The sequence below is a fragment of the Nocardioides sp. SYSU D00065 genome (assembly GCF_017916425.1).
Taxonomy (GTDB): domain Bacteria; phylum Actinomycetota; class Actinomycetes; order Propionibacteriales; family Nocardioidaceae; genus Nocardioides.
In genome coordinates this window covers 229,776-244,091 of record NZ_JAFMSX010000003.1, presented here as the reverse complement: position 1 = coordinate 244,091, position 14,316 = coordinate 229,776, and the positions used below count along the sequence as shown (strand labels likewise).

The window sequence follows — 14,316 nt, the reverse complement described above, 5'->3', positions numbered from 1 at the left end:
GCGCTCAGTCTCCCCCGGTGCCGCCCGTGGCGTGCACCAGCGCGAGGTTGAGCCCGAGGACGTCGACCCCCGGCTCGCCCAGGAATCCGAGCGCGCGGCCGACGGTGTGCGCGGCGACCAGCCGCTCGACCTCATCGGTGCCCAGACCGTTGGCCGCCGCGACGCGCGGGACCTGCAGTCGGGCGTACGCCGGCGAGATGTGCGGGTCGAGCCCGGACCCGGAGCCCGTCAGGGCGTCGGCCGGCACCTCGGCCGCCGGCACGCCCTCGCGCTGCGCCACCTCGGCGCGTCGCTGCTCGATGGCGGCGAGCAGCTCGGGGTTGCTGGGGCCGAGGTTGCTGGGCGCCGAGGCGAGCGCGTCGTACGCCTGGGGCGAGGGACGGCCGTGGAACCACTTCTCGCCCTCGAAGTGCTGGCCGAGCAGACGGGAGCCGACCACCTCGCCGTCGAGGCGGACCGGCTGACCGGCGGCGCGCTCCCCGAACGCCTGACCGGCGCCCCACACGGCCACGGGGTAGCCGATGCCGAGCAGCACGGTCATCACGAGCAGGAGGCGCAGCGCGGCCAGGGACTGGCGGGCGAGGTCGGTGAGGAGGGTGGTCACGGGGTCAGCCCTTTCAGGAGCCCAGGCCGGGCAGGGTGGAGACGAGCAGGTCGATGAGCTTGATGCCGGCGAAGGGCACAACGAGCCCGCCCAGGCCGAAGACGAGGAGATTGCGCCGCAGCACCGAGCCGGCGTCGGCGGCGCGGAACCGCACGCCGCGCAGCGCCACCGGGATGAGCGCCACGATCACCAGCGCGTTGAACACCACCGCCGACAGGATCGCCGACTGCGGGGACGACAGGCCCATCAGGTCGATCCGCTCGAGCGAGGGGTAGGCCGTGGCGAACATCGCCGGGATGATCGCGAAGTACTTCGCGACGTCGTTGGCGATCGAGAACGTCGTCAGCGCGCCGCGGGTGACGAGCAGCTGCTTCCCGATGCCGACGATGTCGATGAGCTTCGTCGGGTCGGAGTCGAGGTCGACCATGTTGCCGGCCTCCTTGGCCGCGGCCGTGCCGCTGTTCATCGCCACCCCGACGTCGGCGGCGGCCAGGGCCGGCGCGTCGTTGGTGCCGTCGCCGGTCATCGCGACCAGGCGACCCCCCTGCTGCTCGCGCTGGATGTAGGCCATCTTGTCCTCGGGCGTGGCCTCGGCGAGGAAGTCGTCGACGCCCGCCTCCGCCGCGATCGCCTGGGCCGTCAGGGCGTTGTCGCCGGTGATCATGACCGTCCGGATGCCCATCGCGCGCAGCGCGGCGAACCGCTCGGACATGCCGTCCTTGACGACGTCCTTGAGGTGGACCACGCCCAGCACCCGGCCGGCTCCCCCGCCGTCGCGGAGACCGATGACCAGCGGCGTGCCGCCCATGCGGGAGATCTCGTCGACGATGTCGCGCACCTCCTGCGGATGGTCCCGGCCGAGCCACCCGGCGATCGCCGAGCCGGCGCCCTTGCGGACCTGGGTCCCGTCGGCGAGGTCCACACCGGACATCCGCGTCTGGGCGGTGAACTCGACGAACGTCGCCCCGCGGGGCAGGTCGGTGTCGTCGGCGCCGAGGCCGAGGGCGAGCTCGACGACGGACCTGCCCTCCGGCGTGCGGTCGGCCAGGCTCGAGACCCGCGCGGCGTCGCGGAGCTCGTCGTCGCCCACCCCGGGCGCCGCCACGAAGCGACTCGCCTGCCGGTTGCCGTGGGTGATGGTGCCGGTCTTGTCGAGCAGCAGCGTGCTGACGTCACCGGCCGCCTCGACGGCCCGCCCGGACCCGGCCAGCACGTTGACCCGCACCAGCCGGTCCATGCCGGCGATGCCGATGGCTGAGAGCAGCGCTCCGATCGTGGTGGGGATCAGGCAGACGAGGAGGGCGACCAGGACGACCACGTCCTGCGGCGCGCCGGCGTACGTCGCCATCGGCGCGAGTGTCGCGACGGCCGCGAGGAACACCAGCGTGAGGCTGGCGAGCAGGATGGAGAGCGCGATCTCGTTGGGCGTACGACGCCGGGAGGTGCCCTCCACCAGCGCGATCATCCGGTCGAGGAAGGTGTGGCCCGCGGCGGCGGTGATGCGGACGACGATCCGGTCCGACAGCACGCGGGTGCCGCCCGTGACGGCGCTGCGGTCGCCGCCGGCCTCACGGATGACGGGGGCCGACTCGCCGGTGATGGCCGACTCGTCGACCGACGCGATGCCCTCGACGATGTCGCCGTCGCCGGGCACGACGTCACCGGCCTCGACGACGACCAGGTCGCCGACCGCCAGCGCGGTGGCCGGGACCGGTGCCTCGCTGCCGTCCGCAGCCAGCCGGCGGGCCACCGTGTCGGTGCGGGCCGCCCGCAGGGAGGCCGCCTGAGCCTTGCCGCGTCCTTCGGCGACGGCCTCGGCGAGGTTGCCGAACAGCACGGTCAGCCAGAGCCAGGCGGCGATGGCGACGGTGAAGACGCTCGGGTCCGCGACGGCCGCGACCGTGGTCGCCGCGGAGCCGAGGAGCACCAGGAACATCACCGGCGAGCGCCACAGGTGCCGCGGGTCGAGCTTGCGGAAGGCGTCGGGCAGCTGCTGCCCGGCCTGGGTCAACAAGGAGGTGGTGCCGGTCATGACAGGGCCTCAGCAATCGGTCCGAGGGCGAGCGCGGGGAAGTAGGTGAGGCCGGTCATCACCACGATGACGCCGACCAGCATCGCTGCGAAGAGGGGGGTGTGGGTGGGGAGCGTGCCGCTGGTGCGCGGCACCGTGCCCTGCCGCGCGAGCGAGCCCGCGAGCAGCAGCACCAGGACGATCGGCACGAGCCGGCCGAGCAGCATCGCCAGGGCCAGGCTCACCTGGAAGAAGTCCGACGTCACGGTCAGCCCGCCGAACGCGCTGCCGTTGTTGTTGGCGGCCGACGTGTAGGCGTACAGGACCTCCGAGAACCCGTGACCGCCCGGGTTGCCCAGCGCGCCGGCGGTGTCGTCGCGGGCGATCGCCGTGCCGGTGCCGACGAGCACGAGGACGGGCGTCGTCAGCGTGTAGAGCGCGACGTACGTCATCTGGGCGGCATTGATCTTCTTCCCGAGCAGCTCGGGGGTGCGCCCGACCATGAGCCCGGCGACGAACACCGTGAGGATGGCCATCACGAGGATGCCGTAGACACCGGCGCCCACGCCGCCGGGTGCGACCTCGCCGAGCATCATGTTGGCGAGCACGGCGCCGCCGCCGGCGGGGGTGAGCGAGTCGTGGGAGGCGTTGACCGCGCCGGTCGACGTACCGGTGGTGGCGACGGCGAACAGCGCCGAGGCCCACTCGCCGAATCGCGTCTCCTTGCCCTCCATGGCGGCGCCCGCGGCCCGCGCCGCCGCCGAGTGTCCGCCGACCTCCGCGCATGTGGTCACGACCAGGGAGACCGTCCACAGCAGGGTCATGACGCCGAGCACGGCCAGGCCCTGACGACGGGCGCCGAGCATCGTGCCGAGGGTCCGGGTGAGCGACACGGGGAGCACCAGGATGAGGAAGACCTGGAGGAGGTTCGTCAGCGCGGTGGGGTTCTCGAGCGGGTGCGCGGAGTTGGCGTTGAAGAAGCCGCCGCCGTTGTTGCCGAGGAGCTTGATCGCCTCCTGGCTGGCCACCGGCCCGCCGGTCAGCACCTGCGGGTGGCCCGCCAGGGTGCTGATGGTCGAGTCGGCGAAGCTCTGCACGACGCCGCCGGCCACCAGCAGCAGCGCCGCGGCCAGCGACAGCGGCAGCAGGATCCGGATCGTGCCGCGGGTCAGGTCGACCCAGAAGTTGCCGAGGGTGCCGCTGCGCGAGCGGACGAAACCGCGCACGAGCGCCACCGCGACGGCGAGGCCTACCGCGGCGGACAGGAAGTTCTGCACGGCCAGTCCGGCCATCTGCGCGGTGAACCCGAGCGTCGACTCACCGGCGTAGGACTGCCAGTTGGTGTTCGTGACGAACGAGACGGCCGTGTTGACCGACATCCAGAACGGCACGCCCGGCAGGTCGCGGTGCAGGGGCAGGGCCGCCTGCGCCATCAGCAGGCCGACGAGGACGGCCACCCCCACCGCGCTGAAGCCGACGACGCTGGTCGCGTAGGACCGGGCACCCTGCTCGGCGTCGGGGTCGACGCCGGTGAGGCGGTAGACCGCGCGCTCCGCGCGCAGGTGCCGGGTGCTGGTGAAGACCCGCGCCATGTGGTCGCCGAGCGGGACGTAGGCGGCGGCGAGGAGGGCGAGGAGGGCGGCGAGGGAGAGCAGGCCGCCGGCGGTGTCGCTCACTCGAACCGCTCCGGGACGACGAGCGCGGCCAGGACGTAGAGGGCGACCACGACCACCGCGACCACGAGCAGGACGCTGAAGAGGCTCATGCGTCCATCGAAGGCCCGGGGATGCGGTCCGCGACCGTCCTTGACGCGGTCTTAGCGCCCGTTGACGGGCTCTTGCCGCGGGTGTGGCGCGGACCTCACGGACGGTCCGGCGCGGACCGCTGCTCGCTCAAGACGCGGCGGCCAGCAGCAGCCCGGCGGCCACCCCGCCCAGCACGACCGCGGCCGTCATCGCCCACGTCGCCCGCCAGCCCATCGCGCGGCCGACCATGACGACCGACGGCACGCTCAGTGCCGGCAGCGTGACGAGCAGGGCACCGGTCGTGCCGGCACCAGCGCCGACGGCGAGCAGCGCGGCGACGACCGGGATCTCGCCACCGGTCGGGATGACCAGCAGGGTACCCAGCGCCGCCACGACCAGCACGGCGGCGACTCCGAGTGCGGCCTCCACGTCGGCGAAGTCGGTGAGCCAGGGGCTGATCAGGCCCAGCACGAACACGAGCGCGACGTACTCCGGCACCAGCACGAGGACGAAGCGCGCGAGGGAGCGGACGTAGCGCGCGGGCAGCTCGCCGAGGCCCGCCGGCTCCTCGACCGGAGGCGCGGCGACGACGGCGCCCCCTGCGCGGCGGTCGAGCGGCCGCCCGATGACGGCGCTCGCCCCGACGACCACGGCGAGCCCGACCAGGAAGCGGGTCGCGACGTACTCGGCGGGCAGCACGAAGGCGAGGAAGACCAGGACGGCGGGGTTGAGGAGCGGATTGCCCACCCAGTACGCCAGGGCCGCACTGGTCGACACGCCGCTGCGGCGCAGGCTGACCGCCACCGGAGCCGTGCAGCAGCTGCACATCATCGACGGCAGCGAGGCGGCACCACCCGCCGCGGCCTGGCCGACCGGGGACCGACGGTTGAGCACCCGCGTCACCCATCCCCGGGGCACCAGCGCGTCCACGGCCGCCGCCACGAGCAGGCCGACCAGGACTGCGCGCCACACCGCGTCCAGGTAGGCGACCGTGAAGTCCCACGTCCCCCGCAGCGACGGGACGTCGCCGGCGGCGTCGAAGATGGGCGGCGACGGCCACGCCGGGACCGCGTCGAGCGCGAGCGTGCGGTCCCAGTACGGCACCCACTTCGACCAGGCGAAGCCGACCGTGAAGACGACCGTCAGGGCCAGGAGCCCGGCGATCCCCGCCCTGGTGGGGCGGCGTGCGGCTAGCGCTCCCAAGGACATGGCTCATCGTCGGCCGGGCGGGCGGCGGCGCACAAGCGTCACCCACCCGTCGGGATGGCCGTCGGGATGACCGTCGGCCAGGCGGCTAGGGAGCCGCGCGGCGGTACTGCACCGGCCACAGCCCGGTGTCGGTCTCGCCCAGCTCGTAGGCCGCCCGCAGCGGCCAGTGGGGGTCGCGCAGCAGCTCGCGGCCGAGCAGGACGACGTCCGCGGACCCGTCGGCCAGGACCTCCTCGGCGTGCTTGGGCTCGGTGATCAGACCGACGGCGCCGGTCGGGACGCCGGCCTCCTGGCGGATCTGCCGGGCGAAGCGCACCTGGTAGCCGGGCTCGACCGGGATGTCGGCACGCGGCACGTTGCCGCCGGTGGAGGTGTCGACGAGGTCGACGCCCTCCTCCCGCACCAGCGCGGCGAGCCGCACGGTCTCCTCGGCGGTCCAGCCGCCCTCGACCCAGTCGGTCGCCGAGACGCGGACGAGCAGCGGAACCCCGGCGGGCACCCGCCCGCGCACCTCGCGCACCACCTCGAGCAGGAGCCGCGCCCGTCCCTCGAAGGAGCCGCCGTAGCCGTCCTCACGGTGGTTGGACAGCGGCGAGAGGAACTCGTGCAGCAGGTAGCCGTGGGCGGCGTGGAGCTCGAGGACGTCGAAGCCCGCCGCGAGGGCGCGCTCGGCGGCGTCGCCGAACGCCGTCACGACGCGCGCGATGCCGTCGGCGTCCAGCGGCTCGGGGTCCGGGCGCAGCCCCTCGAAGGGGACGGGCGAGGGCCCGACGGGCTGCCACCCGCCGTCGGCGTCGGGAACACCGCCGCGCGCGGCGGTGAAGCCGGAGTACGTCGACGCCTTGCGGCCGGCGTGGGCGAGCTGGACGCCCGCCGCCGCGCCCTGCGCGTGGACGAAGTCCACGATCCGCGTCCACGCCGCCTGCTGCTCGTCGTTCCACAGGCCGGTGTCCTCGGGCGAGATGCGTCCCTCGGGGACGACGGCCGTGGCCTCGGTGAGGACCAGTCCGACACCACCGCGGGCGAGCGAGCCGAGGTGGACCAGGTGCCAGTCGTTCGGCACCCCGTCGACGGCGGAGTACTGGCACATGGGAGCCACCCAGACGCGGTTGCGGACGGTCAGGTCGCGGAGGGTGATCGGGCTGAAGAGACGGCTCACGGGGAAAGGCTCCTGGTCGGGGGACGGTCCGTGAGGCTCAACCGCATCCCGGGCCGGCTTGTTCCGGTCAGGGCCGGGCGTGCTGGATGGCCTCCTCCTCCTCGGGCGAGAGCTGCTGCTCGCAGGTCCACCCGGCGACGGACTTGGCGTAGGTGCGCGCCTCGCTGCGGCCGTGGATCGAGGTGAGGACGACGCCGTTGCCGGCGTCGTCGAGCACGGCCAGGCTCCAGCTGAGGTGGCCGCCGACGTCGCCGAACGCGTCGTAGCGCACGACCGAGAGGTGCCGCAGCGCGTCGGCGTTCTCGACCCTGAGCGCCGCGACCTCCTGCCGGAGACCGTGGACGTCCTCGGGCAGCGCGTCCACGCCGTCACCGCCGGGGCGCGGCGTCGTACGACGCAGGGCGAGCGCGGCCAGCACGCAGGCGAGGGCGGCGAGGACGACGGCGACGACGGAGAGGACCAGCACCCTCGAACCCTATGTTCGCGAGCCGGTCACGACCGGTCGGACACGGCCGCCCGTGGAAGACTCCCGCGGGTGACGGACGCAGAGGCGGCGCAGGCCGGAACGGCGGGACCCGTGCGCCGGATCGCCTACCAGGGCGAGCCCGGAGCCAACTCCCACCTGGTGTGCCAGCAGGCCTACCCCGACTGGGAGCCGCTCGCGTGCGCCTCCTTCGAGCACGCCTTCGCCGCGGTGGAGACCGGCGAGGCCGACCTCGCGATGATCCCGATCGACAACTCGATCGCCGGGCGGGTGGCCGACATCCACCACTTCCTGCCCACGTCCAGCCTGCACATCGTCGGCGAGCGGTTCCTCCGCATCCAGTTCTCCCTCATGGCCCTCCCGGAGGCCAGCATCGGCACGCTGCGCACCGTCCACAGCCACGTGCACGCGCTGGGCCAGTGCCGTGGCGTGATCCGCGAGCTCGGGCTCACGCCGGTCGTCGCGGGCGACACCGCCGGGGCCGCCCGCGAGGTCGCCGAGTCCGGCGACCCCACCCAGGCCGCGATCGCGCCGCCCCTGGCCGCGGAGATCTACGGCCTGCAGGTGCTGCGCGAGGAGATCGAGGACGAGGAGCACAACACCACCCGCTTCGTGGTGCTCTCCCGCGACTTCGAGCAGGCGCCGGCGGGCGTCGGACCGGTCGTGACGACCTTCATCTTCAACGTCCGCAACCTGCCGGCCGCGCTCTACAAGGCGCTCGGCGGCTTCGCGACCAACGGCGTGAACATGACCAAGCTGGAGAGCTACATGGTCGACGGCCAGTTCACCGCGACCCAGTTCCTCGCCGAGGTCGACGGCCACCCCGAGGATCCCGGCGTACGCAACGCGCTCGAGGAGCTGGCGTTCTTCACCACCGAGGTCAAGGTGCTCGGCGTCTACCCCGCCGACCCGTTCCGCGCGCAGTGACTGAGACACTCGCCGCGTGATCGATCTGCTGGTGGTGGCGCTCGCTTTCGGCGCCATCTTCGTCGTCGAGCTGCCCGACAAGACGTTCATCGCCACCTTGGTGATGTCGACGAAGATGCGGCCGCTCTTCGTCTGGATCGGAGTCGGCCTGGCGTTCCTCGTCCAGACGGGGGTCGCCGTCGGCGTCGGCAAGGCGGCGTCGTTCCTGCCGGAGCAGCTGATCCACACCGTCGCCGCGCTGATGTTCGCGGTCGGGGCCGTGATCCTGTTCCGCGAGGCGCGCTCCGCTGACGACGAGGACGGGCAGGAGGACGAGTTCGCCGCCCGGGCGGACGCCGACGCCCACGGCCTCAAGGTGGTCGTCACGTCGTTCCTCGTCCTGTTCGCCGCCGAGTGGGGCGACCTGTCGCAGCTGCTGACGATCTCGCTGGTCGCGAAGTACGACGACCCGGTGTCGGTGTTCCTCGGGGCCTGGGGCGCCCTGCTCGCGGTCTCGGGGCTCGCGGTGATCGTCGGCCGCCTGCTGCTCCAGCGGGTCCGGCTCTCGGTCCTGCACTATGTGGGTGCGACGGTCTGCGTGCTGATGGCAGGCTTGACCGTGTGGGAGATGACGCGCTGACGCAGGCCGTCCACGACCGCTTCGTCGCGGTCAACGGCGAGCACCCGATGACCGCCGCGGACGACGCCTACGTCCGCGAGCACTTCGTCCCCGCCACCGACGAGGCGATGGCGCTGATGCTCGAGGACCGCCTGCCGCTGCCGTCGTACGTCCTCGGCGACGGCACTGCGATGGTGCCGGCAGCGCACGGCCGGCTGGCCGACATCGCCGGTGGCGTCGACCGGCTGCACGACTGGTTCGTGGCGTTCTGGGAGGGAGACCTCGAGACCGGCCAGCAGGAGTGGGCGAGGTACCTCTCCGGGCAGCACGTCGCCCTCCGCGAGGTGACTCCCACCCGGATCAAGCAGGCGGCCGAGCGGGTCGCGGAGGCTGCGGCCGCCGTCGACCTCCTGCGCCGTGACCCGCACGACCCGCTCGGGCGGGGCATGCTGGGCGAGGCGGTCGACGGGGTGATCGCCGTGTCCGGTCTGGACTCGCTGCTGCTGCCGATGACGGGCTACGACCGGCTCCGCTTCGGCGGCCCGACCCTGCGCGAGCAGTGGGTCGACGCCCCACGTGCCGCCTTCCTCACCCCGGGTCCGCCGGACTGGCCGCTGCGGACCGAGCGGCTGGTGCTGCGCCCCCACGAGCCCGCCGACGCCGACGCGTTCGTCGACGCGTGGGCCTCGGAGGAGTGGACCAGCATGCTGCTCAGCCGGCCGATGAACCGCGCGGAGGTGCAGGAGATGGTGCGCCGCCGCACCGAGCCCGGCGACGGGACGTTCGTCGGGCTGGTGGTGGTCACCCACGCGGGCGACGTCGTCGGCGACTCGATGCTCCACCTGCAGGGCACCGGTCTGACCGAGGGCGAGATCGGCTGGACGATCCTGCCCCAGCACGCCGGCCGGGGCTTCGCCACCGAGGCCGCCCGAGCCGTGCTCCGCCTCGGCTTCGAGCACTACGGGCTGCGGCGCATCGTGGCGAACCTCGACGCTCGCAACGATCGCTCCGCCGCCCTCTGCGAGCGGCTGGGCATGCGGCGCGAGGTCCACCGCGTGGGCGACTTCTGGTCCAAGGGCACCTGGACCAGCTCCTACGAGTACGCCCTGCTCGCCGAGGAGTGGCGCGCCGGAGCGCCCGACTGAGCGCGGACCGGGCACCGCAGGCGCGGTCGGTGCGCGGTCGGTGCGCGGGCGGCTCGCAGCGGCCGCAGGGATAGAGTCCGAGGCATGGTCTCCACCCCCACCGGCCCCCTGGGGGCCGACAGCGAGGTCGGCCGACTGGCCACCGTGATGCTGCACCGCCCCGGCAACGAGCTGAAGCGGCTGACGCCCCGCAACAACGACCGCCTGCTCTTCGACGGCATCCCGTGGGTCAGCCGCGCGCAGGAGGAGCACGACGCCTTCGCCGAGACGCTGCGCGACCGTGGGGTGGAGGTGCTCTACCTCACCGACCTGCTGACCGAGACCCTCGAGAGCGAGCTGGCCCGCAACCACGCGATCACCAGTGCCCTCTCCGGGCTGCACCTCGGCGACACCATGCGCCGCTACCTGGCCCAGGCGCTGCGCGACATCTCCCCCGCCGAGCTGACCGACGTGCTCACCGCCGGCATCCGCAACGACGAGGTGCGCGGCGGCCACGGACTGGTGACCAGCCTGCTCGATCCTCACGACTTCCTCGTCGACCCGCTGCCCAACCTGCTCTTCACCCGCGACTCCAGCGTGTGGGTCCGCGACCGGGTGGCCGTCACCAGCCTCGCGATGCCGGCACGCAAGCGGGAGACCCAGCTCACCGAGCTCATCTACACCGAGCACCCCCGCTTCGCCGGCACCCGGAAGATCCACGGTTGGCACAACGAGCACGTGGAGGGCGGCGACGTCCTGCTGCTGGCGCCGGGCGTGATCGCGGTCGGCGTCGGCGAGCGTACGACGCCCGCGGGCGTGGAGCGGCTGGCGCGCCAGGTCTTCCACGCCGACCTCGCCCACACCGTGCTGGCGGTCCCGATCACGCAGGAGCGGGCGACCATGCACCTCGACACGGTGTGCACGATGGTCGACGTCGACAAGGTCGTGATGTACCCCAACGTCGCCGACACGCTCCGCGCGGTGACCGTGACCGTGGCGGACCCAGGGTCGGGCGAGTCCGACCTCACCCTGGACGTGAGCGAGTCCGAGCCGTTCCTGGTCGCCGCCGCGAAGGCCATGCAGATCGACACGCTGCACCAGATCGACACGGGCCTGGACCCGGTCACCGCTGAGCGCGAGCAGTGGGACGACGGCAACAACACCCTGGCCCTGGCGCCGCGGGTCGCGGTCGCCTACGAGCGCAACGACGAGACCAACGACCGCCTGGAGCACGCCGGCATCGAGGTCGTCCGGATCGCCGGCTCCGAGCTGGGCTCCGGGCGCGGCGGGCCCCGGTGCATGAGCTGCCCGATCGCCCGCGAGCCGCTGCACGCCGACTGAGTGCACAACTGTTGACCGAACCGGCATCACGTTCGTCGCGCTGACTCGTTGATCCGGCATGACGAACTCGTTCCTGGACGCCCTGGATCCCGCGGACGCCGAGCGCGTGCTGGCCGCCGGCCGGTCCGTCACGGTCCCCCAGGGCTGGTCGCCCATCACCGCGGGCACCCCCGCCGACAAGGCGTACCTCATCACCGAGGGGGAGGTGTCGGTGCGCAGGAGCGGCACGGAGATCGCCATCCTGGGTCCCGGCTCGGTCGTGGGTGAGGCCGCCATCGTCAACCGCACCCTGCGCTCGGCCACCGTGGTGGCACTGACCCCGCTGCGGGTCGTGCACTTCACGAGCGAGCGGATCGAGGAGCTGTCCGAGGAGATCCCCGCCTTCGGTGCCGCCCTGCGCGCAGCGGCGGCCGAGCGGGTCCAGGGCGGCTGAGCCTGGTGGGCGAGGAGGCGGAGCGCCCCGCCCCGCAGGTGCCCGCCGACGCGGCGGAGGTCCTCGAGACCATGCTGCTCGGCGAGCAGCCCACCCTGACCCGCGTCCAGGTCGCCGAGCGCGCGGGCGTACCGCTCGAGCTCGCGATCACGCTGTGGCACCAGCTCGGCTTCCCGCACCGCGGGGACGACGACGTCGCCTTCGCCGAGCGCGACGTCGCGGCGCTGCGGTCGACCGCGGACCTCGTGCGCATCGGCATCCTGCCCGCGGAGTCACAGGCGGCGCTGGTCCGCACGTGGGGGCGCAGCTATGCCCGGCTGGCGGAGTGGCAGACCACGCTGCTCGCCGGCCTGGCCGTCGACGGCGGCGACCCCGCGGCGTCGCTCGCCGATCTCGTCGAGGACGTGCTCCCCCGCGTCGAGGAGCTGCAGACGTACGTCTGGCGCCGGCACCTGGCCAGCGCCGCTCAGCACCTGCTCCAGGACGCCACCGCGCCCACCCGCGCCGAGTCGCGCCTGTCGGTCTGCTTCGTCGACATCGTCGACTACACCACGCAGAGTCGCAGCCTCGGCAGCGCCGAGCTGGTCGCGTGGGTGGACCGCTTCGAGCAGGAGACCACCACCCTCGTGGTCGACCACGGCGGGCAGGTCGTCAAGACCATCGGGGACGAGGTGCTCTTCACCGTCGCCGACCCGGCTGCCGCGGTGTCGATCGCGCTCGCGCTGACCGAGCGCGGCGACGACGAGCACGACCCGTTCCCCGCCGTGCGCGCCGGCATCGCCCACGGATCCGTCGTACGCCGTCTCGGCGACATGTTCGGCTCGACCGTCAACGTGGCCTCGCGCCTGACCTCGATCGCCCGTCCAGGAAGCGTGCTGGTCGACGCAGGCGTCCACGAGGCCCTCGGCCACGACGGCGAGGACGAGGGGGCCACGTGGCGCTGGCGGCGGCTGCGCCGGGTGTCGGCCAAGGGCTTCGACCACCTCGAGGCCTGGCGGGTCAGGCCGGTGCGTGACGCGGACTGACCCGCCGGGACCCGGCGCCAGATCAGCGTGCGATCAGGGCGCGAACGCCTTGAACTTGGCACCCGGGAGCTTGTCGGCGAGCGCGGTGGCCGTCTCGGGGAGGTTGTCGAGGACCAGGATGATGACGCCCTTGGCGTACACCGTGTTGAGGGTCACGCCGGTGCCGGTCGCGACCTCCTGCGTCGCCTTGGCGGCCTTCGCCTGCAGCTTCTTGCTCGGGTAGGTGGTGATGATCGCGGCATCCGTGGTCAGCTGCTGAACGCCCTTCTTGGCCTTGACGGAGCCCTTGGGCTTCAGGCCGAGCTTCTTGGCGATCGGCTTGGGGTTCTCGCCGTAGTACGGCGAGCTGACGCCCGCGGCACGCGCCGCGACGGTGGTCTCGGGCGCGGCCGTCGCGCTCGCGGGCACGAGCAGGGACCCCAGCGACAGTGCGGCGGCGGCGAGAAGGGTGGCGATGCGTTGCATGGTGATGATGACCTCTCGATACGTGAATGTCGGACTCTGTCTACCCGGGCTCGACCACCTGAAACGGAGCAGGGTCCTCCGCGCGGACGAGATCTGCGTCACGCGACGCCCCCATCGGCCGATGGCCCGCGCGCATGACGAGCGCGGACGTGGGTAACAGCCGCGGCAGCGGACGCCGTCATGCGCGCGTGCCGGCGCCGCCAGGTCCACCGGGTCGAAAACACGGCCCGGTGGACCGCCCCCGTCGGCCGACCGCCGCTGGGCGAGGATGGGAGTGTGACGAGTGAGGAGCGACCGGTCGTGAAGGAGCACAGCGGCGAGATCTCGGAGCGGATGGCTGCGGCTGCCCGTCAGCTGCAGGACCAGGACGGTCCCGAGGCGACCGTGACGGCCGCTGTGGAGATGCTCGTCCGCAACGTCGACGGCTGTGACTCGGCGAGCATCGCGCTGGTGTACGGCAAGCGGCGCGTGGAGACGCCCGCGGCCAGTGACGACCTAGCGGCGACCGCCGACCGACTGCAGGCAGAGCTCGGCCAGGGACCTGCACTCGACACCCTGTGGGAGGAGGAGACCGTCGACGTCCCCGATCTCGCCCACGACCAGCGATGGCCCGAGTGGGGATCTCGACTGGTCGAGTCGACCGGTGCTCGCAGCGTCCTGACGTTCCGCCTGTTCACGATGCAGAACATGATCGGCGCACTGAGCATGTACTCCACGCAGCCCGACGCCTTCGACGCCGACGACAAGGCGGAGGGCCTAGCGCTTGCGGCGCACATCGCCATCGCCGTGCTGGCAGCGCAACAGCTCGACCACTACGAGACGGCGTTGGACTCGCGCACGATCATCGCGCAGGCGTGCGGGATCGTGATGGAGCGGTTCGAGATCGACGCGACAGCCGCATTCGCTCTGCTCACCCGGTTGTCGTCCGCGCAACAGCTCAAGCTGCGCGAGGTCGCCACCGAGGTGATCCGCACCCGCGTCATCCCGACCGGAACAACGGACCGCGACCGCTGAGAGCACCCGTGGTGCGGCTCAAGACGGCGGGCGGCGGCGGTGGCCGCGAGGCGTCACCGCCCTAGGCATGGAAAGGCCCGGCCGTTGTTGACGGGGGAAACAACAACGACCGGGCACTGACGAATCTACTCCGCCCGCGAGCGCAGGCACAACCGTTGGGGAGGTTGTGTTCGACAC

At 72.8% G+C, this 14,316-nt stretch carries 14 protein-coding genes; 7 read left to right on the top strand and 7 right to left on the bottom strand.

Annotated features, from left to right (window positions below):
* Nucleotides 1-4 precede the first annotated feature (4 nt).
* From kdpC to J3P41_RS14610, 6 genes are all read right to left on the bottom strand, one after another.
* Nucleotides 5-604, bottom strand: coding sequence for a potassium-transporting ATPase subunit KdpC (kdpC, locus tag J3P41_RS14635; protein ID WP_307862013.1), 600 nt, complete (start codon nucleotides 602-604; stop codon nucleotides 5-7).
* A gap of 13 nt (nucleotides 605-617) precedes the next feature.
* Nucleotides 618-2,636 (bottom strand): potassium-transporting ATPase subunit KdpB, encoded by a 2,019-nt coding sequence (gene kdpB, locus J3P41_RS14630; RefSeq protein ID WP_210651094.1) that lies wholly within the window; start codon nucleotides 2,634-2,636, stop codon nucleotides 618-620.
* Nucleotides 2,633-4,291, bottom strand: coding sequence for a potassium-transporting ATPase subunit KdpA (kdpA, locus tag J3P41_RS14625; protein WP_210651093.1), 1,659 nt, complete (start codon nucleotides 4,289-4,291; stop codon nucleotides 2,633-2,635). The genes kdpB and kdpA overlap by 4 nt, the downstream gene beginning before the upstream one ends.
* Nucleotides 4,292-4,507: 216 nt before the next feature.
* Nucleotides 4,508-5,569 carry a permease gene (locus J3P41_RS14620; protein ID WP_210651092.1) on the bottom strand — a complete coding sequence of 354 codons (1,062 nt, stop codon included), beginning with the start codon at nucleotides 5,567-5,569 and terminating at the stop codon, nucleotides 4,508-4,510.
* 85 nt (nucleotides 5,570-5,654) lie between these two features.
* A complete protein-coding gene (locus J3P41_RS14615) occupies nucleotides 5,655-6,728 on the bottom strand; it encodes an NADH:flavin oxidoreductase/NADH oxidase (RefSeq protein WP_210651091.1) in 1,074 nt (357 codons plus the stop codon).
* Between the two features lie 67 nt (nucleotides 6,729-6,795).
* Nucleotides 6,796-7,194 (bottom strand): DUF4446 family protein, encoded by a 399-nt coding sequence (locus J3P41_RS14610; RefSeq protein WP_210651090.1) that lies wholly within the window; start codon nucleotides 7,192-7,194, stop codon nucleotides 6,796-6,798.
* A 69-nt stretch (nucleotides 7,195-7,263) separates the two neighbouring features.
* Between J3P41_RS14610 and J3P41_RS14605 the strand changes: the two genes are divergently transcribed.
* The 6 genes from J3P41_RS14605 to J3P41_RS14580 all read left to right on the top strand — a co-directional run bounded on the left by J3P41_RS14605 (nucleotide 7,264) and on the right by J3P41_RS14580 (nucleotide 12,660).
* Entirely contained in the window at nucleotides 7,264-8,139 is an 876-nt protein-coding gene (locus J3P41_RS14605; protein ID WP_307862012.1) for a prephenate dehydratase, read from the top strand.
* Between the two features lie 16 nt (nucleotides 8,140-8,155).
* Nucleotides 8,156-8,758, top strand: coding sequence for a TMEM165/GDT1 family protein (locus J3P41_RS14600; RefSeq protein WP_307862011.1), 603 nt, complete (start codon nucleotides 8,156-8,158; stop codon nucleotides 8,756-8,758).
* Nucleotides 8,740-9,882: a GNAT family N-acetyltransferase gene (locus tag J3P41_RS14595; protein ID WP_210651089.1), complete on the top strand. Its 1,143-nt coding sequence runs from the start codon at nucleotides 8,740-8,742 to the stop codon at nucleotides 9,880-9,882. Before J3P41_RS14600 ends, J3P41_RS14595 begins: the two co-directional genes overlap by 19 nt.
* Nucleotides 9,883-9,966: 84 nt before the next feature.
* On the top strand, nucleotides 9,967-11,202 hold the full coding sequence (locus J3P41_RS14590) for an arginine deiminase (RefSeq protein ID WP_210651088.1): 1,236 nt from the start codon (nucleotides 9,967-9,969) through the stop codon (nucleotides 11,200-11,202).
* 58 nt (nucleotides 11,203-11,260) lie between these two features.
* Complete coding sequence (locus J3P41_RS14585; protein WP_210651087.1) at nucleotides 11,261-11,635, top strand: cyclic nucleotide-binding domain-containing protein; 375 nt, start codon at nucleotides 11,261-11,263, stop codon at nucleotides 11,633-11,635.
* 5 nt (nucleotides 11,636-11,640) lie between these two features.
* Nucleotides 11,641-12,660 (top strand): adenylate/guanylate cyclase domain-containing protein, encoded by a 1,020-nt coding sequence (locus J3P41_RS14580; protein ID WP_307862010.1) that lies wholly within the window; start codon nucleotides 11,641-11,643, stop codon nucleotides 12,658-12,660.
* A 33-nt stretch (nucleotides 12,661-12,693) separates the two neighbouring features.
* On the opposite strand, the gene J3P41_RS14575 is transcribed toward J3P41_RS14580, so the two are convergent.
* Nucleotides 12,694-13,125 (bottom strand): hypothetical protein, encoded by a 432-nt coding sequence (locus J3P41_RS14575; protein ID WP_210651086.1) that lies wholly within the window; start codon nucleotides 13,123-13,125, stop codon nucleotides 12,694-12,696.
* 276 nt (nucleotides 13,126-13,401) lie between these two features.
* On the opposite strand from J3P41_RS14575, the gene J3P41_RS14570 reads away from it, so the two are divergent.
* The gene (locus J3P41_RS14570; RefSeq protein WP_210651085.1) at nucleotides 13,402-14,139 is read left to right on the top strand and encodes a GAF and ANTAR domain-containing protein; all 738 of its coding nucleotides are present in this window, start codon (nucleotides 13,402-13,404) and stop codon (nucleotides 14,137-14,139) included.
* The last annotated feature ends 177 nt before the right edge of the window (nucleotides 14,140-14,316 follow it).